Source organism: Pseudomonas sp. NPDC090755 (genome assembly GCF_044769005.1).
Taxonomy (GTDB): Bacteria; Pseudomonadota; Gammaproteobacteria; order Pseudomonadales; family Pseudomonadaceae; genus Aquipseudomonas.
In genome coordinates this window covers 1-20,612 of record NZ_JBIVXC010000009.1, presented here as the reverse complement: position 1 = coordinate 20,612, position 20,612 = coordinate 1, and the positions used below count along the sequence as shown (strand labels likewise).

General features: G+C 63.3%; 19 protein-coding genes and 1 pseudogene. 9 read left to right on the top strand and 11 right to left on the bottom strand.

The window, feature by feature from the left end; genetic code table 11:
• Positions 1 to 158: 158 nt before the first annotated feature.
• The 4 genes from gltS to ACIQUS_RS14760 form a co-directional block, all read right to left on the bottom strand.
• Positions 159 to 1,367 carry a sodium/glutamate symporter gene (gene gltS, locus ACIQUS_RS14775; RefSeq protein WP_403048070.1) on the bottom strand — a complete coding sequence of 403 codons (1,209 nt, stop codon included), beginning with the start codon at positions 1,365 to 1,367 and terminating at the stop codon, positions 159 to 161.
• A gap of 46 nt (positions 1,368 to 1,413) precedes the next feature.
• Entirely contained in the window at positions 1,414 to 2,352 is a 939-nt protein-coding gene (hutG, locus tag ACIQUS_RS14770; RefSeq protein ID WP_403048069.1) for a formimidoylglutamase, read from the bottom strand.
• Between the two features lie 20 nt (positions 2,353 to 2,372).
• Entirely contained in the window at positions 2,373 to 3,098 is a 726-nt protein-coding gene (locus ACIQUS_RS14765; protein WP_403048068.1) for an IclR family transcriptional regulator, read from the bottom strand.
• A gap of 161 nt (positions 3,099 to 3,259) precedes the next feature.
• Positions 3,260 to 3,571 (bottom strand): NIPSNAP family protein, encoded by a 312-nt coding sequence (locus tag ACIQUS_RS14760; protein ID WP_403048067.1) that lies wholly within the window; start codon positions 3,569 to 3,571, stop codon positions 3,260 to 3,262.
• A gap of 197 nt (positions 3,572 to 3,768) precedes the next feature.
• On the opposite strand from ACIQUS_RS14760, the gene ACIQUS_RS14755 reads away from it, so the two are divergent.
• From ACIQUS_RS14755 to ACIQUS_RS14745, 3 genes are all read left to right on the top strand, one after another.
• Positions 3,769 to 6,483 (top strand): type VI secretion system Vgr family protein, encoded by a 2,715-nt coding sequence (locus ACIQUS_RS14755; protein WP_403048066.1) that lies wholly within the window; start codon positions 3,769 to 3,771, stop codon positions 6,481 to 6,483.
• A complete protein-coding gene (locus tag ACIQUS_RS14750; protein WP_403048065.1) occupies positions 6,480 to 8,387 on the top strand; it encodes a phosphatidylserine/phosphatidylglycerophosphate/cardiolipin synthase family protein in 1,908 nt (635 codons plus the stop codon). The genes ACIQUS_RS14755 and ACIQUS_RS14750 overlap by 4 nt, the downstream gene beginning before the upstream one ends.
• An 89-nt stretch (positions 8,388 to 8,476) precedes the next feature.
• Entirely contained in the window at positions 8,477 to 9,673 is a 1,197-nt protein-coding gene (locus tag ACIQUS_RS14745; RefSeq protein ID WP_403048064.1) for a sel1 repeat family protein, read from the top strand.
• Positions 9,674 to 9,741: 68 nt separating this feature from the next.
• Here ACIQUS_RS14745 and ACIQUS_RS14740 read toward each other — a convergent pair whose 3' ends face one another.
• Together ACIQUS_RS14740 and ACIQUS_RS14735 are read right to left on the bottom strand one after the other, a co-directional pair.
• A complete protein-coding gene (locus ACIQUS_RS14740; RefSeq protein ID WP_403048063.1) occupies positions 9,742 to 10,287 on the bottom strand; it encodes a hypothetical protein in 546 nt (181 codons plus the stop codon).
• A 21-nt stretch (positions 10,288 to 10,308) separates the two neighbouring features.
• Positions 10,309 to 10,968 carry an HD domain-containing protein gene (locus ACIQUS_RS14735; RefSeq protein ID WP_403048062.1) on the bottom strand — a complete coding sequence of 220 codons (660 nt, stop codon included), beginning with the start codon at positions 10,966 to 10,968 and terminating at the stop codon, positions 10,309 to 10,311.
• Positions 10,969 to 11,188: 220 nt separating this feature from the next.
• Here ACIQUS_RS14735 and ACIQUS_RS14730 point away from each other — a divergent pair, with 220 nt between their 5' ends.
• Positions 11,189 to 12,187 (top strand): GlxA family transcriptional regulator, encoded by a 999-nt coding sequence (locus ACIQUS_RS14730; RefSeq protein ID WP_403048061.1) that lies wholly within the window; start codon positions 11,189 to 11,191, stop codon positions 12,185 to 12,187.
• On the opposite strand, the gene rarD is transcribed toward ACIQUS_RS14730, so the two are convergent.
• On the bottom strand, positions 12,151 to 13,092 hold the full coding sequence (gene rarD / locus ACIQUS_RS14725; protein WP_403048060.1) for an EamA family transporter RarD: 942 nt from the start codon (positions 13,090 to 13,092) through the stop codon (positions 12,151 to 12,153). The two genes, ACIQUS_RS14730 and rarD, sit on opposite strands and share 37 nt — an antisense overlap.
• A 94-nt stretch (positions 13,093 to 13,186) precedes the next feature.
• Between rarD and ACIQUS_RS14720 the strand changes: the two genes are divergently transcribed.
• Positions 13,187 to 13,669, top strand: a complete 483-nt coding sequence (locus tag ACIQUS_RS14720; RefSeq protein WP_403048059.1) for an Lrp/AsnC family transcriptional regulator — start codon at positions 13,187 to 13,189, stop codon at positions 13,667 to 13,669.
• Here ACIQUS_RS14720 and ACIQUS_RS14715 read toward each other — a convergent pair whose 3' ends face one another.
• Together ACIQUS_RS14715 and ACIQUS_RS14710 are read right to left on the bottom strand one after the other, a co-directional pair.
• Positions 13,670 to 14,776 carry a hypothetical protein gene (locus ACIQUS_RS14715; RefSeq protein WP_403048058.1) on the bottom strand — a complete coding sequence of 369 codons (1,107 nt, stop codon included), beginning with the start codon at positions 14,774 to 14,776 and terminating at the stop codon, positions 13,670 to 13,672.
• 129 nt (positions 14,777 to 14,905) lie between these two features.
• Positions 14,906 to 15,391 (bottom strand): FAD/FMN-containing dehydrogenase, encoded by a 486-nt coding sequence (locus ACIQUS_RS14710; RefSeq protein ID WP_403048057.1) that lies wholly within the window; start codon positions 15,389 to 15,391, stop codon positions 14,906 to 14,908.
• A 169-nt stretch (positions 15,392 to 15,560) separates the two neighbouring features.
• On the opposite strand from ACIQUS_RS14710, the pseudogene ACIQUS_RS14705 reads away from it, so the two are divergent.
• Positions 15,561 to 16,070 (top strand): annotated as a pseudogene (locus ACIQUS_RS14705) (PLP-dependent aminotransferase family protein); the annotation flags it as partial.
• Here ACIQUS_RS14705 and ACIQUS_RS14700 read toward each other — a convergent pair.
• Positions 16,052 to 16,675, bottom strand: a complete 624-nt coding sequence (locus tag ACIQUS_RS14700) for a thioredoxin family protein (protein ID WP_403048056.1) — start codon at positions 16,673 to 16,675, stop codon at positions 16,052 to 16,054. The pseudogene ACIQUS_RS14705 and the gene ACIQUS_RS14700 overlap by 19 nt on opposite strands.
• Before the next feature lie 24 nt (positions 16,676 to 16,699).
• Positions 16,700 to 16,966: a DUF2790 domain-containing protein gene (locus ACIQUS_RS14695; protein WP_403048055.1), complete on the bottom strand. Its 267-nt coding sequence runs from the start codon at positions 16,964 to 16,966 to the stop codon at positions 16,700 to 16,702.
• A gap of 224 nt (positions 16,967 to 17,190) precedes the next feature.
• On the opposite strand from ACIQUS_RS14695, the gene ACIQUS_RS14690 reads away from it, so the two are divergent.
• From ACIQUS_RS14690 to ACIQUS_RS14680, 3 genes are all read left to right on the top strand, one after another.
• On the top strand, positions 17,191 to 17,931 hold the full coding sequence (locus tag ACIQUS_RS14690) for a response regulator (protein ID WP_403048054.1): 741 nt from the start codon (positions 17,191 to 17,193) through the stop codon (positions 17,929 to 17,931).
• 8 nt (positions 17,932 to 17,939) lie between these two features.
• Complete coding sequence (locus ACIQUS_RS14685; RefSeq protein ID WP_403048253.1) at positions 17,940 to 19,241, top strand: ATP-binding protein; 1,302 nt, start codon at positions 17,940 to 17,942, stop codon at positions 19,239 to 19,241.
• A 126-nt stretch (positions 19,242 to 19,367) separates the two neighbouring features.
• Complete coding sequence (locus ACIQUS_RS14680; RefSeq protein WP_403048053.1) at positions 19,368 to 20,006, top strand: hypothetical protein; 639 nt, start codon at positions 19,368 to 19,370, stop codon at positions 20,004 to 20,006.
• The last annotated feature ends 606 nt before the right edge of the window (positions 20,007 to 20,612 follow it).

Genomic DNA, 20,612 nt, shown 5'->3' with positions numbered 1-20,612 from the left:
CGAAACCCTGTGGGAGCCGGCAACGCCGGCGATGGCCACTGAACGCCAATTCCCCGTAGCCGCTGCTCTGGAATGAGGCTGCGATCGACAGCCCGCTCCCACCAATCGCAGCCTGGCGGCAGCGGCTACAACCTTGCCCCGCGATACGAATCACCCGATCAACTGAAGGCGTTCATGAACCAGGTAATCAACGGCAAGGCCACGATATCGATCAGCACCGCGCCACACAGCGGCACGATGATGAAGGCCTTGTACGAAAACACCTTGTAGTGGTCGCAGATGGCGCCCATGTTGGCCACCGCATTCGGCGTGGCGCCCAGGCCGTGGCCCATGTAGCCGGCACACAGCACCGCCGCGTCATAGTTGCCGCCGAACAGGCGAAACAGCACGAACACGCACAGCAGCACCATGATCGCCACCTGCACCACCAGGATCACCAGCAGCGGCAGGCCCAGTTGTTCCAGCTCCCAGAACTTCAGGCTCATCATTGCCATGGTCAGGAACATGCCCAGGCTGATGTCGCCGATGGTACTGACGGCGTTGTCGGGGATCTCGATCAGGCGGGCGCGGTCGTTGAAGTTGCGCAGCACGATGGCGACGAACATGGCGCCGACATACACCGGCAGGACGATCCCCAGGTGCGCCTTCAAGGCATCACCGATCCAGAAACCCATCACCATGATCACCAGCATGCAGGTCAACAGGCGCAGGATCACCGTGGCGTCGAGGGTGACGGCGGGAGTTTCGTTGGCCTTTTCCAGGGCTTGCAGGGAATCGACCCGGTCGGTCTGCACCGCCAGCTTCTTGCGGTCGATCAGGTAGCGCGCCAGTGGGCTGCCGAGCAGGCCGCCGGCCACCATGCCGAAGGTCGCCGAAGCCAATGCCGCGGTGGTGGCGCCGGCCGTGCCGAGGCTTTCGGCAATCGGCCCGAAGGCCGCTGCCGCACCGAAGCCGCCTTCCAGCGAAACGGCGCCGGCCATGATCCCCAGCAGCGGATCGATGCCCAGCACCTTGGCCATGCTCACGCCGACCACGTTCTGCAGCAGCGCCAGGCCCCAGCAGGCGCCCAGGTAGATGAACAGGATCTTGCCGCCCTGGCGCAGCAGGCCGAGGCTGCCGCCCAGACCGACGGTGGTGAAGAACAACACCATCAGCGGAGTCTGCATGGCGGTGTCGAGCTTGATGTCCAGCCACTGCTGGTCACGCAGCAGCCACACCACCAGGGCAAAGCCGAAGCCGCCGATCACCGGGGCCGGTACGCACAATTGACGCAGCCAGTGGCTGTGCTTTTTCAGTTTCGCGCCCATCGCCAGCAGCAGTAATGCCAGGGCGACGGTGGTCAATGCATCGAGTTGCAGGGTCAGCATGGGTAAGCACTCTTGTTTTTATACTGGAGAGAGTCGGGTCAAAAGGTCAGTCGACCAGGCTGGCCAGCAGCCGTGCGCCTATGCGGGCGGTGCGCTGGTCCTGGTCGAGGCCGGGATTGAGTTCGGCGACGTCGGCCATGCGCAGCTTGCCGCTCGCCTTGGCGCGTCGGGCCAGGTGTTCGACCACCATCAGGTCGACGCCATGGGCTGACGGCGCGCTGACGCCGGGGGCCTGGCTGGCGGGCAGCACGTCCAGGCACAGGGTCATGTACAGGTGGTCGATGCCGTCGAGAAATTCATCGACAAAGGCTTCGAGGGCCGGGATGCACCACGGCTGCATCTGCCGGTCCAGGCGGTAACGCACATTGAGGCGCTCGGCCTGGTCGAACAGGGCCTGAGTGTTGTTCAGCTCACTCACGCCCAGGCAGCAATAGTCGAAGGCCATCCCGGCCTGCTCGCAGTATTCGGCGATCTGCCGGAACGGCGTGCCCGAGCTGCTTTGCGCGGCGTGGCGCAGGTCGAAGTGGGCGTCGAAGTTAAGGATTCCGATGCGCGGACGTGCCTCCTGCTTGCACAGGTGTTCGGCCAGGCCGAGAAAACTGGCATAGGCGATTTCGTGACCGCCGCCAAGCCCCAGGGGCAGATGGCCCTGGTCGAGCAACTGGCAGACACGACGGGCGTAGGCGTGCTGCGCGCCTTCCAGGTCAGCGCCGAGGCAGACGATATCGCCACTGTCATACACCGGGCGCTCACCGCGCCAGGCCAGGTTGGCCAGCGCCTTGCGCAGGGCTGGTGGCCCCTGGCGGGCGCCGCTGCGGCCCTGGTTGCGGGTGACCCCTTCGTCACAGGCCAGGCCCACCAGCGCGGTGCCGGCCGGTTGCTCACTGTGGTAGGGCTGCACCCATTGATGCCAGCGCAGGGCGGACGATCCTTCGGCTGCATCGATACGGCCCTGCCAGATCGGCAAGGAAAGGTTGGCGCTCATGCAAGGTACTCCAGGTTGATTCAGTCCAGCCGCGCCCCTACGCGCAGGGCGACCTCACGGGTCCAGCGGGTCAGGCGCTCACTGTTCTGCGCCGCGCGCAGGGCCGGGGCCATCAGGCTGATCGCGCCATGCAGGCGGTCGCGGCTGTCGAGCACCGGGGCGCTGACGCCCCAGATGCCGTCGTCGATTTCGCCCAGGCTCACGGCGTAGCCCTGGGCGCGAATGGCAATAAAGCTTTGCCGGTAGGCATCAATGCCGTCGGCGTCCACCCCGTGCTCGGCGAGGATCGCCTGGCAACGCTCCGGTTCCATATGGGCCAGCAGCACCCGCGCCGAAGCCCCCACCAGCAGCGGTTGGGCCAGGCCCTTCTGGTAGCAGCAGCGCAGCGGTTGCGGGCTGTCGATCAGCTCGATGCAGATGGCCTGGCCATTGCTCGGCACCATCAGCGCCACGCTTTCCTGGCTCAGTTCGGCCAGGCGCTTGAGTTCGGGCTTGGCCTGCGACACCAGCAGCGCCTCACGGTCGAACTTCTTCGCCAGTTGCAGGCACGCCGGCCCCGGCAGGTAGCGGCCATGGCCGTTGTCTTCGGCCAGGCCCCATCGCAGCAAGGTCTTGAGGTGCCGGTAGGTGCTGCTCAAGGGCTGCTCCAGCTGCAGGCTCAGCTCCTTGGCCGACACGGCTTCATGGGCCTGGCCGAGGGCGACGAGAATCTGCAGCAGGCGGTCGGTCGGGGTGGTGTAGTTCATATGGGCTCCTTGTGAACATGGTGCACAAGGTTTTCCCAAAGGGTGAAACAGGATTCCCACACAATGGGAAAAATCCTACCGAAAAGCGACGAGGGGTCATTCAGGGAGGGGCTTTCAACGTTGCACTGGCGGTGCTCGACCGCCAGCGCCGTTTCAACGGATCAGTCCTTGCCGAACACCGGGCGAAAGAATGAACGCTCGTAGCTGAGGATGCACTGGGTGTCCTGGGCATACTGGAAGGCCGCCAGGCACTCGGGGTCGTTCATCGAGTCCTGGCGGTAGCGCTCGTACTCGGCCAGGCTCGGGAAGGTGAACATCGCCAGGGCGATATTGTTGGCGCCTTCGCTGGGCAGGAAATAGCCATGGTGCTGGCCGCCGAAGCGCTCGACCAGGGGAATCCAGAGTCTGCCGTAGTGTTCGAACTCGGCGAGCTTGTAGGGATCGAGGACGTAGCGCAGGTAGCAGGTGACCATGGATGTGTGCCCTGTGAGGAGTGAAGGAAATTCCGTTCTCAACAACGGAGCCGATATTGCCATCAAAGAAGCGCCCTACTCCAGCACAGGACATTTCCCATATCCGCTAAAAGCACCACCATGAAAAGCTTCCCGATGCTGTAGTCAGGGTGGAAACAACGCCCCCTGCACACCACCAGCCAGGGAGGCTCGCCAGCATGTCCAGCGTCATCGGTCCGTTGCTCACCCACAACCGCCACCGCCTCAAGGTCACCCGCCTTGACGCGCCGCTCGACGTGCTGGCCTTCGACGGCAGGGAGCAACTGAGCCAGCCGTTCAGCTACACCATCGAGTTCACCTGCACGGTGCTGGACCTGGCCGCCGACCAACTGCTCGGTCGCAGCGCCGCGTTCAGCCTGCATCCGCCGCCGCAAAAACTGCTGTACCTGGGCCTGCCCGAGCCCGAGATCAAGCCGCTGCGCACCCGCTACGGGATGATCGGCGCCTTCCAGCGCCTGTCCGCCTCCCGCGACGAGGCGCGCTACCAGGTCACCCTGCAGCCGCGCCTGGCCCGGCTTGGCCTGGGCCGCCAGTACCGGATCTACCAGGACCGCTCGGTGCCGCAGATCGTCGAGCAGATCCTGCGCGAGCGTCACGACTTTCGCGGCGAGGACTTCCTCTTCACCCTGGCCCGCGAGTACCCGCGACGCGAACAGGTCATGCAGTACGGCGAAAGCGACCTGGCCTTCATCAGCCGGCTGCTGGCCGAGGTCGGCATCTGGTACCGCTTCAGCAGCGACGAGCGCTTAGGGATCGAAGTGGTGGAATTCCACGACGACACCCGCCACTACCAGTTCGGCCTCGTACTGCCGCAGTTATCGCCGTCGGGGCTGAGCAGCGCTGACCAGGATGCCGTGTGGCAGTTGCAGGCCAGCCACCAGGTGGTGGAGCAACAGGTCAACATCCGCGCCTATGACCACCGCGATGCCCATGCTCATCTCGACGGCGAAATCGACCACAGCCGAGGGGCGCAAGGCACCTACGGCGAGGCCTACCACTACGCCGAAGCCTACCGCGAACTGGGCGATCGCTACGCCCGCGACGAACGCCTGCAAAGCGAGAGCGGCTACTTCTACGCCCGCCTGCGCCACGAGCGCTACCTCAACCAACGCACCCGGCTGAGCGGGGCCAGCAGCAGTGCCGCCATGGCGCCGGGGCAGGTGCTGGAGGTCGCCGGCGAGGCGCCTGCGGCCTTCGCCGAGCGGGCGTTGATCACCGCCGTGCGTGTGCAGGCCGCGCGTGATAGCAGCCTGCGGGTGACCTTCGAAGGCATGCCGTTCGACTACGAGATCTGCTTTCGTCCACCCCTGCTGGACAAGCCGCAGATCGCCGGCACCGTGCCGGCGCGGGTCAGCAGCACGCGGGCCAACGACCCTTACGGGCACATCGACCTGCACGGCCGTTACAAGGTGCGTTTTTTGTTCGACCGCGACAGCTGGCGGCTGGGCGAAGAAAGCCTGTGGCTGCGCCTGGCGCGGCCCTACGCCGGCGACACCCACGGCCTGCACCTGCCGCTGCTGGCCGGCACCGAAGTGGCGGTGGCCTTCGAACAGGGCGACCCGGACCGTCCGTACATTGCCCACGCCCTGCACGACGACCAGCACCCGGATCATGTCAGCCTGCGCAACTACAAGCGCAACGTACTGCGCACGCCGGCCAACAACAAGCTGCGCCTGGATGACACGCGGGGGCAGGAGCACATCAAGCTCAGTACCGAGCACAGCGGCAAGAGCCAGTTGAACCTGGGGTATCTGGTCGACAGTAAGAAGCAGAAGCGCGGTGAAGGCTTCGAGTTGCGCAGCGATGGTTGGGGCGCGATCCGCGCGGGCAAGGGGGTGTTCATCAGCGCCGATGGGCAGGTCAAGGCCCAGGGCCCGGTGCTGGAAATGAGCGCGGCGCGGGCTCGCCTGCAACAGGCCGGCGAACAACTGCAAGCACTGAGCGTCGATGCCCAGGCCAGCCAGGTCGAACCCGCCGACGTGGCCGCGCAGGTGGCCCTGCTACGCGAGCAACTCGATGAACTGAAAGCGGCAGTGCTGCTGCTCAGCGCTCCGCAGGGCATCGCCCTGAGCAGTGGCGCGCACCTGCAGCTGGCGGCGCAGCACAACCTGATGCTCAACGCCGGTGGCGAAGCCGACCTCAGTGTGGTCAAGCGCCTGTTCATCGGTGTCGGCCAGGGCCTGAGCCTGTTCGTGCGCAAGCTGGGTATCAAGCTGGTGGCCAACCAGGGGCCGGTCTGCGTGCAGGCGCAGAACGACAGCCTGCAGGTACTGGCGCGCCAGGGCCTGGAGATCACCAGCACGGAAGACGAGATCCGCCTCACCGCAAAGAAAAAGATCACCCTCAATGCCGGTGGCAGCTACATCACCCTCGACGCCGGGCGCATCGAGTCGGGTACGGCGGGCGACTACGAGGTCAAGTCGGCGCGCTTCGAATACAGCGGGGCGGCCAACATGACCGCCGCGCACCCGGACTACCCCAAGCGTCAGGTGCTGCCGCAAACCGTAACACTGAACATCCCCCAGGCCCCTAATGCTCCGCACGCGGCCTGGACCGGCATGCCCTACACCCTCTTCGCCGACGGCGGCGTGTTGCAGCAAGGGGTGCTGGACGCAAGCGGGCAACTGTCGGTCGAGCATCAGGTGGTGACCCGCCACTACCGACTGCAGATGGCCAATGGCGTGACCTTCCGCATACCGGTGCCGGACGAGTACAGCAACGTCGAGCAGGGGCACCTGGCCAACCAGGGTTTGCACAATCACCCCTCGCAAACCGATGGCGAGTTGAGCCAGCCCGACTCACATGCGGACCACCGCGCCCTCTACACAGCGGCGATGGAAAGTACAACGGCGCAGAAAGGAAAGACACAATGAGCCAGCCCGAGATCGTTGTGCCACTTGCACTCCAGCACACCCAGCAGGCGACGTGCTCATCGCCCTGGTATGTGACCAACACCGAATACCCCCCTGCGACGGCCACCTTCGAGCCCCTGATCAACGGCGAAGTCGCCTTCAGGGCGGTGCACCTGGCCATCGCCCAGGCGGAAAAGTCCGTCGACATCATCTGCTGGGGCTTTCAGCCGTCGATGTACTTCATCAGGGACGGCAACGCGCCCTGTATTGGCGAACTGTTGATGGCCAAAGCCCGCAAGGGGGTGGAGGTGCGTATCCTCGGCTGGGAGTTTCCGTTCAACAGTGCCGGGTTTGGCGGCGAAGCCAACCTGCCCGGCAAGGGGCCATTTCGCCTTGGGGATCGAGTGTTGCAACGCTCGACACAAGACCAATACGCCTATGACCGCGAATGGTTCAACCTCTGCGCAATGCCCGACAACATGGCTGCAGCACTTCGTGCAGAGCGGAATATTCCGGTGTTCGTCGGTCGCGGCTTCGGCCTCTTCGAACGGGCTGAAATTGCCTACCAGGCACGCTACAAAAGCCTTGATCCGCAGCTCAGCCCCAGCACCAACTTCGCAATGACCATCGCACCGACCCATCATCAGAAGGCTGTGCTGGTTGACTACGAACTGGAAGACCGTGCCGTCGGCTTTGTCATGGGCCACAACATGCTTGACGAGTACTGGGACACCGACGATCACACTGCGCTGAACCGTTCGCAAGACGCCAAGCCTGCGCCTAACCGTGGCCCACGGGGCGATACACCTCGCCAGGACATTTCCAGCCGGGTCAGCGGGCCGATCCTAGAACACCTGCACCACAACTTCGCCAGCGCCTGGCGCAAGGAGACCGGCGAAGACCTGTTCGCCTTGCGCCAGGCCAGGTTAGTGGGGCCGAAGCTTCAATGCAGTCCCGAGGCCACCAAGCAGCTCGTCCAACTGCTCCGGACCCAGCCACAGGAAGGCAAGCGTGATATCGAAGCGCTGCACTTCAAGGCCGTCAACAACGCGACCCAGTTCATCTACATCGAGAACCAGTACTTCCGCTGGCCGCCCCTGGCCGAGGCGATCAAGCAAGCGGCCGCCGACCAGACCCGCGAAGGACGTGATCCCGGCCTGCACGGCGCGTTGCACCTGTTTGTGATCACCAACGCCACCGACGACGGCATTGGCGCAGGCACCGTGAACACCCAGCGCATGCTTGCAAGCCTTGGTCGCGCCGACACCATACCCCAGGTCACCAAATTGCAGCGCATCAACCAGGCGCAAGCCCAAGCGGCCAAAGCCGAACCGACGCTCGCCGAGCTGCTCGAAATGCAGGCCTTGATCACCATGACGAGCCTCACCGACACGCTGGGCGGTGGCGAGGCCAGCAGCAAGGCCAGGGACGCTCAGCAGCAGCGCGCCAGCGACCGTCGTTGGCGGCAAGCCGTACTCAAGGACCAGATCAGGAAGATCGAGGAAAGCACCATCACCCCGGAACCGCGCCCAGGCCTGAAGATCCATGTGTGCTCCCTGGTCGCCCCCGACTCGCCCGCCGGGAAGCCGTGGATGCCGGTGTACATCCACTCCAAGTTGATGATCGTCAACGATGTGTTCACCACCCTCGGCTCGGCCAATATCAATACACGCAGTATGCAGGTCGATAGTGAGTTGAATATTGCCCATGAATGGGCGAGTGAGACTCAGGCGCTGAGACGGAAATTGTGGGATTTACACACTAATGGAGAGGGGGTACAGGATGCCCCAGCGGAGGCATTCGAAGCTTGGAGCGAGATAATCCAGGATAATAAAAACCGTCAAAATGACAAACAGCATGGAGCCCCATACGCCTCACTGGTCGAATTCCGTTATGACGAACCAACCCTGAGTAACTTGGATTGATGCACAAATCATTATTAATTACTTGCCTATTGCTAGCGGGAGTTATTATTGCAGCTCCCACCATGATTGACTTGAAGAAGGATACTCCCGTGAGCTCGCCCTCCCAAATCAAGGACAACTTGGTCTTTACCTGTAAACATGAGCAATTCCCCGAAACCTCCGTGGATAGCGATAAATTGTTCAAGTACGCCCGTTGGCTGGAGAAAAATAACCAACTCAGGCAGGAAGAAGCAATCTATGCTCAGATAGAACGACTCTACCGTATAGCACTGGAGAGTGGCCATTACAAGGCTAACATCAACCTGCAGAATGGTGCGCTGCGCGGTCACTACCAACTTGGAAGAGAAGAGCATCTGCGGATGAGCCAACAACTCATTGATGCGGAAGTTGCTACGGGCCATTTCTTTATAGGCTATTTCTTGCAACGGGCGGTGGCCTTAAAAAACGATCCAGAGATGGCGCTACGATATTATCGCAAGGCAGCAGATGAAGGTAACGCCGAGGCGCAGTATTACATTGCAGAAAAGCTGGCACCGAGCGATATCGCTCCCGATATTGCCCGCCAGATGCATCGCTGTGCTGCGGAGCAAGGTCATGGAAAAGCTGCTGTAGCTTTAGGGGTCAACTTAAAAGGACTGGGACAATACCAAGATGCACTTAAAATATTCCAACTCGGTGTAGCTGCAGGGCACGAGAGCGCAGCCTCTCGTTTGTCCGCTGCTTTTCGTGACCCTAAACCAAATAATATAATACATTATCTAGGTCAGCAAAAAGATGATGAGCGTGCCGATCGTTACAAAAAAATCTGGCGTATCCTCGCCAACTACTCCTACGCCAACCCCAAAGTCCCCGAAATCAACGAAATCGTGCCCCTGCCCCCCGCCAAGCTGCCCCCTTGGGATGGCAAGCTGCAATGGCTGGAAGAGCGCCTCGCCAATGTCCCCCCTCCCAAGCCCAGCGAAACCCTGATCGGTGAACTGGCCAAGGCCAAACGCCTCGACCCTGCCACCGGCAAGCCAATGCCAGGCGCAGCGGGTTTCAACCAGTCACACCTCTTGCCCCTCAACTCCAGCGCCCACAGCGGCGAGGCCTGCCCGGTGAGCGGCTACTGGAAAATCAACTGGCACTACATGCCCAAGTCGGTCTGGAGCGAAGAGGTGGTGCGCTACTTCGAACAGGGCCAGATTATGCCGACGCACAACGTCAAACATCGCTACCCGCGCCCCTGGCCCTTCACTGACAAGATCATCCGACGCGAGCAGGCCGTTAGATGGATGCTTGCTTGAATCCACACCAGCCTGCACTCTCCCCGATTTCGAACACCCTCTCCCTGAAGAAGGGATCGAAAAATCGGTCAGCATCGCCCAAAAACGACCACCTCCCCTCCACTGGCAATCACCAGACTCAACCCGCTATAGGAAAACCCGAACGCCCTCACCTCCAGCTCCACCGCCAGTTTGTGAAACACCGCCGGCCGGTGATAGCGGGCGCCGTGCAGCCAGGAGCCGGGTTCGACCAGCAGCAGGTGCTGCGCAGGCCATACCAGGGTGATGTCCTCGATCATCCAGCCATCGGCCGTGGCTACTGGCAGGCCGCCACCATTGATGCCGGCCATGCGGATGATCCTCTCCTGCAGCGGGCCGATGCCGCGGGTTTCCAGGTGGCGGTCGCTGCCCAGGTTGTCGGTGCGATCGCGGGCGACCCGCTCGCCACTGCGGCAATCGATCACGCTGCGGCCCGAGCTCGAAGCGATCAGCAACAGTTCGCTGTCGCGGTCGAAGCCCACTTCCAGAAGACCTGCGACCGTGAACCGCGCCTTCAGCTGCCAGGGCGCAGGCGGTGGCGTGATCGGCAGTTGTTCGATCTCCTTGCGCAGCGGGTCCAGGTGGGATGTGGGCATGGTGCGGCTCGGCGTTAGTGTTCAGGTGTGGTTGGACGCGATCTCGTGCATGAAGTTGCGCAGGAACTGCTCCAGGCGTTCGTGGCGTTCAGAGGCCATGCGTGCGCCGGCTGCAGTTTGAAAACCTGAGGCCAGTTTTAGCAGTTTGGTGTGAAAGTGCTCGATTGCGTAGTGGTTATCTTCATACCCGCGTCCTTGGGCGTAGGGATTGCTGAAGTCGTACAGGGCACTGCCATTGCGCCCGGCCACATAGAAGCAGCGGGCCACGCCAACCAGGCCGATGGCGTCGAGGCGGTCGCTGTCCTGCAGGATCTTCGCTTCAAGGCTGGTGGGGGTCAGGCCTGCGGAAAAGCTGTGGGTCTGTACGGCGTGGGCGACGGCCTGGATGCGCGTAGCGGGCCAGCCCTCCCCGGCCAGGATTGCCGAGGCCCGCTCGGCGGACAAGGTCGAGGCCTGGTTGCGCAACGGCGAGCTTTTTTCGACCACCACGCAGTCGTGCAGCAGGGTCGCGGCCAGCAGGATCTCCAGGTCGCCACCCTCCTCGGCCTGTATGGCCCGGGCGTTGGTCCAGACCCGGTGAATGTGCGCCAGGTCGTGGGCGCCGTCACCGCTGCTATCGGGCAGATGGGGCAGCAAGGTGTCGGCAAGGGCCTGGCAGGGATGGAAGGGCTGGCCGTGCATGGCGGTGGGCTCCTGAGGTTTGCGGGTAACCGTGCCATTGCTGGCCAATTACAGCAAGCGACCGCTTCGCGCTCGATCGCAGGCTTTGCCAGCTCCCACAGGCAGAGGCCCATACATTGTAGGAGCTGGCGAAGCCTGCGATTGATTGCGCAGCAGTCGCAACACCCAATCTCTGGCATCATTCGATGCATGCCGTCATCTTTGCCCCGCGGAGCTCAAATTGCCCACCCCTCGCCACTTCAGCAAGAAAACCAGTACAACAAACATGCTGAACCTCAAGCACCCGGAAGCTGCGTCCTCACCCGCCTGGCGCGTGGGCTTCCTGCTGCTGGAAAACTTCTCCATGGCCAGCTTCACCGTGGCCATGGATGTGCTGGTCACCGCCAACCTGCTGCAGAACAACCTGTTCAGCATCACCCCGCTGTCACTGGGCAGCGAACGGGTCACCAGCGACCTGGGCCTTGAGATCTATGCAACGCCGTTCGAGCGGCCGGCACTGGACCTGCTGGTGGTCTGCGGCGGCCTGCGCACGCCGCTCAAATACCCCGAACTGGACAAGCTGCTGGCCGATGCCGCCGACCACGGGCTGGCGCTGGGCGGTCTGTGGAACGGCGCCTACTTTCTCGGCCGCGCGGGGGTGCTGGACGGCTACAGCTGCACCATTCACCCGGAGCAACGGGCGAGCCTGGCCGAGCGCAGCCCGCAGAGCAGCATCACCCCGGCCAGTTTCGTCCTGGACCGCGACCGCCTGACTGCCGCCAGCCCCAACGGTGCGCTGGAGATGATGCTGGCGCTGCTCAAGCTGCAACAGGGTGAAGCCCTGGCGGCCGGCGTCGAGGAAATCCTGGCGTTCTCCGGGGCGCGCTTTCGCCGGGTGGACAGCAGCTCGAAAAAGTCCATGAGCGTACCGCTGCGTACCATCGTCGAACTGATGGAAAACAACCTGGAAGAGACCCTGAGCCTGGACCAGCTGGCCACCTACAGCGGTCGCTCGCGACGCCAGATCGACCGCCTGTTCCAGGCTCAGCTGGGCACCTCGCCGAGCCGTTACTACATGGAACTGCGCATCACCAAGAGCCGGCGCCTGCTGCAGTATTCCGACCTGCCGCTGATGGATGTGGCAATTGCCTGCGGCTTCGTCTCGGTCTCGCATTTCAGCAAGTGCTACAGCGCCTACTTCGGTTATCCGCCTTCACGCGAGCAACGGCTGGGCGAGTAACCGCGGCGGCGGCCGCCGTTCAGGCTCAGGCCGCCCTCCACCACCAATACCAGCACCGCCAGCCAGATGGCGATGTAGGTCGGCCATTGCGCCGGGGCGATGCTTTCACCCAGGAGGATCGCGGCCAGCACCAGCAGCACCGGCTCGACATAGACCAGCAGGCCGAACAGGGTCAGGTTCAGGCGCGGCCCCGACAGTGCCTGCAGTGCCAGTGCCGAAGCGCTGATCGCCCCCAGGCCCAGCACCAGCCAGGGCAAGGTCGAGCCACTGCCGGCCACCTCAAGCACCACGCCCCCCTTGAGCACCAGCCACAGGCTGACCGGCAGGCTCAAGGTCATGTCGAACCACAGGCCGCCCATGTTGTTGCTGTCACTGACCCGGCGCAGCCAGAAATACAACGGGTACCCCAGCCCCACCGCCAGCACCGGCCAGGTAATGGCCTTGGCAATGGCGACCTGGTTGATGATGCCTACCGCCGCCACCGCGCAGGCCAGCAGTTGCAGGCGGCTGATGCTGTCGTTGAAGGCCAGGCGGCCAAGCACCACCATGGTCAGCGGCATGATGAAGTAGCCCAGCGATACATCCAGGCCGTAGCCATTGACCGGCGCCCACATGAACAGCCACAGCTGGACCCCGAGCAGGGCCGCCGACAGCAGGCGCACGGCCCAGAACAGGCGCTCGCGCAGCAACCGTGCAAACAGCCGGCGCACTTCGTGCCAGTGCCCGCTGGCGATCACCATCAGGGTCAGGCAGGGCACGGTCAGGAGAATCCGCCAGCCGTAGATTTCCTCGCCATCCAGGGGCGCGAGCAGGCTGGTGTAGGCGTACATCACGGCGAACAGCACCGACGCCAGGACGTTGAGCAGCACGCCAAGGGTAGCGTTGGATGAGGTATGAGAGTCCATGTCGGCGTTCTTCTTGTGAGGGAGCGATGCGTGGTAATTTATTGCATCGCCGCTGATAAGTGCCCTCGTTTTTCCCTGCCTGGATGAGAAAATCTTGCACGCCAAACCTGCACTCGACGACTTCGACCTCGCCCTGCTCGATGCCCTGCAGCAGGACAACAGCGTACCGCTACGCACCCTGGCCGAGCAGGTGCACCTGTCCACGGCATCGGTGCAACGGCGTATCCAGCGGCTGAAGAAAACCGGTTTCATCCAGGCCAGCACGGCGGTGATCGACCCGGAAAAGGTCGGTCAGGTGATTACCCTGATGGTCGAGGTGCACGCCGACCGTACCCAGTCGGCGGACCTTGAGCTGATGAAGCAGACCTTCTCCGGGCCCGAGATCCAGCAGTGCTACTACGTCACCGGCGATGCCGACTTCATGCTGGTGCTGACGGTGGCGAGCATGAGCCAGTACCAGGCCCTGACCCACCGGCTGTTCCACGATAACCCCAATGTGAAGTGGTTCAGGACCATCGTGGTGCTGGAGCGAGTGAAGTCGACCCTGCAGGTACCCGTGCTGACAACGGCCTCCTGACTAGATTCCGCCATGCCCTGGCCTGGCCAGTGGATCGACGGTCCGGAACAGGCACTCGAAGTACGGCCTTGCCGTTTCCCAAGTGTCGTTGCGCTGCTTCATTTCGATCAACACGGCGCCAACGTCCACCAGATTGGGCGGAGGCTCCTGCCGCCAGTGGCTGACAAAGGCGTTGTGGGTGTCGCGCTCGGAGTGGGCATTGGCATTCTGGCCCACATAGTTGTAGAACTGCTCGATGCTGCCCGGTGCTTCGTACGACGTACCTTCGCACAACTTGCCACTGGCCGAGGTGCGAGACAGGTGGGCCGTCGAGTAACTGTCCTGAACCAGGTGCAGCAATGAGCCAAAGGCGAAGTCCTTGAACTCCCGGGCGAACGCCGGCTCCCCCTTGAAAAACAACAACTGCACCGTTTCTCCACGGCCGAAGTAATCCAGCAAGGTCGGCGAACCCAGGCTCATCCGCTGGCTCGCCTGGACCATGTCGGTACCGCGGTCGAACTCGCCGGTGGTGATGCGCCAGGTGAACTCGACCCACATCATGATCTTGTCGCGGGTGTGCCCGGCACGCTCATCAGGCCGGGAGGCCATCGCATGCAGGAACTGCAGGTCACCGAAGTGCGAACGCAACAGCAAGGCATATTGCTCTGCCTGCCCCGGATCGTACTGATAGAACACCGGGTTCTTCGATTTACTGGCATCACGCTGCCCGGCCTTGAAGATATCGGCCCAGCACACCGGTTCGATGGGTAACTGGATGTAGCGGTTGGCGCAGCCTGCCAGCGAGGTGCGCTTGAGAATGAATGGCGGGTTGTCGTTCCAGCGTACCCCGGCCAGCACGGCAGGCGGGGCGGTAACGGGCACCAGGTTCTCTGGGCAGACACCCCCCTTGCATTGGTACATCAGCGCGGTGATGGCTTCATGCACCGGGTGCGAATACTTGTCCACGGCCCATGCGCCGATATCGTTCATGCGCCGGTACCAACCGCTGTTGTCCGCCGCGACGATCAACTCGTTGCCATGCTTGATCTGCGGTTGCAGTTGAAAGCCCTGTGCCGCTGGCACGCAAAGCGCGGCCGCAGCCAGGAACACCGGTAATCCCAACTTCATGTTCGAACTCCTTTCAAACTGCACATTGAGCAACGATGTGCATGGAGTCTATACCGACGCTGACAGCGGTCAAATCAAGGCCCTACGGGGCTGTAGGAGCGGGCTTGTCCCGCGATGCGGTGGTGGGGGTCAATCGCGGGGCGAGCCCTCTCCTACCGCGTGTTCGAGCGCCTGGCGCAGCGCTTGGGCCGTGGCGTATTCGTGCTCTGCCACCACCTGCCCCTTGTCCAGTTGCAGCCACAGCACCTTGTCCTCGGCACCGGCATAACGGCTGGCCACACTGCCCTCGCGATCGAGCAACACGCGGTAGCTGTAGTCACGCATGGCTGGAATGGCAAACATCTTTGAAATCAGCGCCGGCATGCGCTGGATGTCGGCGACGAACACTGCCCCCCGAGCTTCCAGATACCCCTTGGGGCGCTCGGCCAGGGCCGCCTTGACCAGCTTGGCGCCGTCCATGTTGCGCGCCACCAGCAAGATACGGGTCTGCTCGTTGAGGCTGTAGGCCTGGTCATACTGGTCGAGCAAGGTCCAGGGCTTGAGGTGCTCGCCGACCTGGGCAGCACTGGTCAGCAACGGCGCAAGGCTCAGCAGCAGGGCAATGGCGTATTTCACAGGTGACCTCGTTGCAGATATGGGATTGCTCAGTCTAACGCGCCATCCCGTGGAGCGCGTGACGCAAACGCAAGTCCACGAATAAACTGGCCTGCCTGATCCGGCCAGTTCACCCACAAACGGCAGACCACATGGCAATCGCGTTCGAGCTTGAAACCCTGAAAATACGTTTCCAGGACTGCGCATGGGCTACATGGTGCTGCCGCCGGAACTGGTCAAACCCTTCAGCCACGCACGCAGCATCATCGACGGACACACGCCGCAGGTACTCCAGCTGACCCTGGCACGCTTCATGGAGGACGGCCACTACAACGCCCATGTCCGGGCCATGCGCAAACTCTATGCCCAACGCCGCCGCTACCTGCTCGACGCCATCGCCAGGCACTTGCCCGGCATCGTCACCGCCTTGCGCCCGCCGGGCGGCCTGCAGATACCCTGCCTGCTGGAACCGGGCTGGTCCGAATCGCACACCATCGACCTGGCCGCCAGGGCCGGCGTGCTGCTGCCGGGTCTCAGCCGTCTGTACCAGGGCGAGCACAAGCGCCAAGGCTGGCTGCTGGGCTACGCCTCGCTGAGCGAACGGGAGATCGAAACGGCCATGGTGCGGCTGTCCGCAGCCCTGCGGGCCCCTGCGACGGCAGACCAGCCCCTGCCCACAGGCTACTTCTCAAGGGACTGAGCAGCAGCGCCCGCCTGCCCTGGCAATTCCGCCAGCAATTGCTGGATCACCTGCTCCTGGGTGTCATACGCCCCTTCGCCAAAGTGCACGTAGCGCACCTGGCCGCGGGCATCGACGAAGTAGTGCGCCGGCCAGAACTGGTTGGAGAAGGCGTTCCAGATCGTGTAGCGGTTGTCGATGGCCACCGGGTACTCGATGCCGAGCTTTTTCACCTGCTCGCGGACGTTGCCGATATCGTTTTCATAGTCGTACTCCGGGGTGTGCACGCCGATCACCACCAGGCCCTTGTCGGCATAGCGCTTGGCCCACTGGTTGACGTACGGAAGGCTGCGCCGGCAGTTGATGCAGTCGTAGGTCCAGAAGTCCACCAGGACTACCTTACCCTTGAGCGCCTCGCGGTCCAGCGGCGGCGAGTTGAGCCATTGCACGGCGCCGCTGAGCTCGGGCATCGGCCCCAGGCTGTCCATTTGCGAGGCGCCTGCGAACAGCCGGCCGCCCAGGCCCAGCACGACCACTGCAAGGGCCAGCGCGGCGGCGATACCGACCCTGCGCCGCGCCGGGCTCAGGCGGCGCAGGGCGCCGCCCAAAGATGTGAACAAAGCCATGACGTTCTCTCTCCTTGAGGCCGCTTAGCCGCCTTCGTGGCAGGCACCGGTGGCGTAGTTCTGGTATTTCACGCTATGGGGCTGGCCGTGGGAGTCCAGGTAGTCCATTTGCGCGGTGACGATCCCGCACTGGTTGGCGTTGTCGTCATGGATAGCCACCACCTTCTTCACATCCAGATGCTGGCCGTAATGGTAGCTGGGTACCGATTGTGCGGTGTCGGCGAAGGCACTGAAGGCGCCCAGGCCAAGGGTGGCGAACAGGCCGATGCGGGCCAGGGTCTTGAAGTTCATCTCGCGTCTCCCGGGTGAGGCTTCACCCTTTTGCCGGGGAGGAACAGCCCTTCCCGTTGAGACCTATTTGAGGCGCTCCAGGTATCGACGATGTGTCCGTAAACCTGCGCATTGCTTCAGCAGGTATCTCTCGGCGCAGCAGATACACTGCAATACAAACCCCGGCAGGCAAGCGCCACCGGCGCTCTGTACACTGGCGCCAAAGCGCTGAACAGGAGCCAGGCATGGATCATGTCGATCATGTGCTGATCGTCGACGACGATCGCGAAATCAGAGAGCTGGTAGGCAACTACCTGAAAAAGAACGGGCTGCGCACCACCATCGTCGCCGATGGCCGGCAGATGCGTGCCTTTCTCGAATCCAATGTGGTCGACCTGATCGTGCTCGACATCATGATGCCCGGCGACGACGGCCTGCTGCTGTGCCGCGAGCTGCGCGCCGGCAAGCACAAGGCCACGCCGGTGCTGATGCTGACCGCCCGCAACGATGAAACCGACCGCATCATCGGCCTGGAGATGGGCGCCGACGACTACCTGACCAAGCCCTTCTCGGCCCGCGAGCTGCTGGCACGGATCAACGCCGTGCTGCGCCGCACGCGCATGCTGCCGCCGAACCTGACCATCAGCGAAAGCAGCCGGCTGATCGCCTTTGGCCAATGGCGCCTGGACACCACCGCGCGGCACCTGCTCGATGCCGAGGGCACCCTGGTGGCCCTGAGCGGCGCCGAGTACCGCTTGCTGCGGGTATTTCTCGACCACCCACAGCGGGTGCTCAGCCGCGAACAACTGCTCAACCTGACCCAGGGCCGCGAGGCGGACATCTTCGACCGTTCCATCGACCTGCTGGTCAGTCGCCTGCGCCAACGCCTGCTGGATGACGCCCGCGAGCCGGCCTATATCAAGACGGTGCGCAGCGAAGGCTATGTGTTCTCGCTGCCGGTGCAACTGGTCGAGTCGCCCTCATGAAGCTGCAATTGCGCTGGCCGCACACCCTGGCCTCGCGCCTGGCGCTGATCTTCTTCACCGGCCTGGTGCTGGCCTACGGATTGTCGTTCAGCTTCCAGTTCTACGAGCGCTATGTCAGTTCCCGCTCGATGATGCTGGGCAACCTGGAGCAGGACGTGTCCACCTCGGTGGCCATCCTCGACCGCTTGCCGGCCGCCGAGCGCGCGACCTGGCTGCCACGGCTGGAGCGGCGCAACTACCGGTACCGCCTGGACACCGGCAAACCGGGCCGGCCCCTGAACCTGGCCGATGCGCCGATGGCCGCGCAGTCCATCGACAAGGCCATCGGCAGCCAGTACGCGCTGGACTACCAGAGCATTCCAGGGCCGCGCCCGCACTTTCAGGTGCACCTGCGCCTGGCCGATGGCAACCCACTGACCGTGGATGTCACACCTGCGTCGGTGCCGCTGTCGACCTGGCTGCCGGTGGTCTTGTTGATCCAGTTGGCGTTGTTGCTGCTGTGTACCTGGCTCGCGGTGAAGACGGCCATCGGCCCCTTGACCCGCCTGGCCCACGCGGTGGACAGCCTCGATCCCAACGCCCCGGGCCCGAAGCTGGATGAAAGCGGGCCGCGGGAGGTGCGTTACGCGGCGGTGGCGTTCAACTCGCTGCAATCGCGCATCAGCGCCTACCTCAAGGAGCGCATGCAGCTGCTGGCGGCCATCTCCCACGACCTGCAGACCCCGATCACGCGGATGAAGCTGCGGGTCGAGGTGATGGACGCCTCCACGGAAAAAGACAAACTCTGGAACGACCTGGAGGCCATGGAACACCTGGTGCGCGAAGGCGTGGCCTATGCCCGCAGCATCGACGGCAGCACCGAGGCTAGTTGCCGGGTGCAACTGGACGCCTTTCTCGACAGCCTGGTGCTCGACTACCAGGACAGTGGCCAGCAGGTTGCGCTGGGGGCCACCAATGGCGCGGTGATCGACACCCGCCCCCACGCCTTGCGCCGGGTGCTGGTGAACCTGATCGACAACGCCCTGAAGTTCGCCGGCGCCGCGCAGCTGGAGGTCCAGCATGGCGCCAACCACAGCACCGTGATCCGTGTGCTGGACAACGGCCCCGGTATTCCCGCCGACGAGCTGGATGAGGTGCTCAAGCCCTTCTACCGGCTCGAAAGTTCGCGCAACCGCAACACCGGTGGCACGGGCCTGGGACTGGCCATCGCCCAGCAACTGACCCAGGCCATTGGCGGCACCCTGACCTTGAGCAACCGCGAGGGTGGCGGCCTGTGCGCGCAGATCGAGTTGCGTCCGGCCGCTGCGTGAGGTCGGTTGTACATGCCGATACATAAGCGCCAATGGCCGACACACTGCAGATAAACGCCCCTGCAAGACTCCCGGGCAGACCAGGCGACGGCACTCCGTCGTCGCCTTCTGCACCCGGAGCCCCCCATGAAACTCACCGCCTTGCCTTCAGGCTGGAAGCTGTTCGGCCTCCTCGCCCTGCTCACCCTGGCCATGACCGCGCTGACCCTGGCCGCCCACCCGCTGGGCTCAGACGGCCTGCGCAGCGCCATTCGTGCTACTGCACGCAGTTCGTATGCGCTGTTTCTGCTGACCTTCCTGGCCTCATCGCTGGCGATCCTGTTGCCGGGCGAGAGCACCCGCAGGCTGCTGCGCGAGCGGCGCTACCTGGGCCTGGCGTTTGCCTTTTCCCATGCGGTGCACGGGGTGCTGATCTATCAGTATGCCCAGCACTTTCCGGCGCTGTTCTGGGCCGGGCGAACCGTGACTTCGAGCCTGCCCGGCACCTTCGGTTATGTGTTCATCCTGTTGCTGACCCTGACGTCGTTCAAGGCACCGATGCGCTGGCTCGGGGGTACGGCCTGGAAGCGTCTGCACAGCATGGGTGTGTGGGTCATTGCGCTGGTGTTCTGTCTGTCGTTTTTCAAGCGTATTCCCATGGGGGGCTGGTATGTGCTGGCGTTCTCGACGATGTTTGCGGCCATTGCGCTGAAGCTCATTGCGAAACTGGCCCAGCGCATGCGGCGTCAGGCTGTGGTTGGCCGTGGCGTTGGCCTTGAGGGATGAGTGCATCTCCATTTGCCAAGGTGGCGCCGGATCACCTTTGCGCCCTTACGGCGGCTGCTTTGTCTTGGCAAAGTAGCCAAACCGTGCGTCCCTGCATTCGGCATTGCTCTGTTTTTGCTCTTGCTTCTGAGCGCGCGATATTCCAGGCGCCACCGATCGTCCCTTCAGGAGGCCGAGTGGAACCCTTGCGTAGTGGGGAGCGCCGCAGGGCCAGGGACGGCCCTTCGGCGCGCCCCCGCGGGAGCAAGGGTGTAGCGAAGGGCCGGATGCAGGGACACGGGTTTTGCCCACTTTTGCCTTCAAAAGTGGGTCGCCGTAAAGGGCGAAACCAGCCGTTGGAGCCGCCGCAGGGAATGGATATGCCCATCGACTTCAGTGCCAGCGTTTTGGTCTGGCATGTTGCGAGCTGATCCATTCGCGATGGTGACGCGAACTCACCTTTGCGCCCTTACGGCGGGCCACTTTGTCATGGCAAAGTGGCGCAAACCGTGCGTCCCTGCATCCGGCCCTTCGCTTCGCTACGGGTCCCTTCCCTCCGGCATTGCTCCCGCCGGGGCGCACCGAAGGGCCATCCATGGCCCTGCGGTGCTTGCAGGCCATCCATGG

Excerpts from the sequence above, each read along its gene's own strand:
- gltS (WP_403048070.1), bottom strand. The coding sequence starts at position 1,367 with ATGCTGACCCTGCAACTCGATGCATTGACCACCGTCGCCCTGGCATTA.
- hutG (WP_403048069.1), bottom strand. The coding sequence starts at position 2,352 with ATGAGCGCCAACCTTTCCTTGCCGATCTGGCAGGGCCGTATCGATGCA.
- ACIQUS_RS14765 (WP_403048068.1), bottom strand. The coding sequence starts at position 3,098 with ATGAACTACACCACCCCGACCGACCGCCTGCTGCAGATTCTCGTCGCC.
- ACIQUS_RS14760 (WP_403048067.1), bottom strand. The coding sequence starts at position 3,571 with ATGGTCACCTGCTACCTGCGCTACGTCCTCGATCCCTACAAGCTCGCC.
- ACIQUS_RS14755 (WP_403048066.1), top strand. The coding sequence starts at position 3,769 with ATGTCCAGCGTCATCGGTCCGTTGCTCACCCACAACCGCCACCGCCTC.
- ACIQUS_RS14750 (WP_403048065.1), top strand. The coding sequence starts at position 6,480 with ATGAGCCAGCCCGAGATCGTTGTGCCACTTGCACTCCAGCACACCCAG.
- ACIQUS_RS14740 (WP_403048063.1), bottom strand. The coding sequence starts at position 10,287 with ATGCCCACATCCCACCTGGACCCGCTGCGCAAGGAGATCGAACAACTG.
- ACIQUS_RS14735 (WP_403048062.1), bottom strand. The coding sequence starts at position 10,968 with ATGCACGGCCAGCCCTTCCATCCCTGCCAGGCCCTTGCCGACACCTTG.
- rarD (WP_403048060.1), bottom strand. The coding sequence starts at position 13,092 with ATGGACTCTCATACCTCATCCAACGCTACCCTTGGCGTGCTGCTCAAC.
- ACIQUS_RS14715 (WP_403048058.1), bottom strand. The coding sequence starts at position 14,776 with ATGAAGTTGGGATTACCGGTGTTCCTGGCTGCGGCCGCGCTTTGCGTG.
- ACIQUS_RS14700 (WP_403048056.1), bottom strand. The coding sequence starts at position 16,675 with ATGGCTTTGTTCACATCTTTGGGCGGCGCCCTGCGCCGCCTGAGCCCG.
- ACIQUS_RS14695 (WP_403048055.1), bottom strand. The coding sequence starts at position 16,966 with ATGAACTTCAAGACCCTGGCCCGCATCGGCCTGTTCGCCACCCTTGGC.
- ACIQUS_RS14690 (WP_403048054.1), top strand. The coding sequence starts at position 17,191 with ATGGATCATGTCGATCATGTGCTGATCGTCGACGACGATCGCGAAATC.
- ACIQUS_RS14680 (WP_403048053.1), top strand. The coding sequence starts at position 19,368 with ATGAAACTCACCGCCTTGCCTTCAGGCTGGAAGCTGTTCGGCCTCCTC.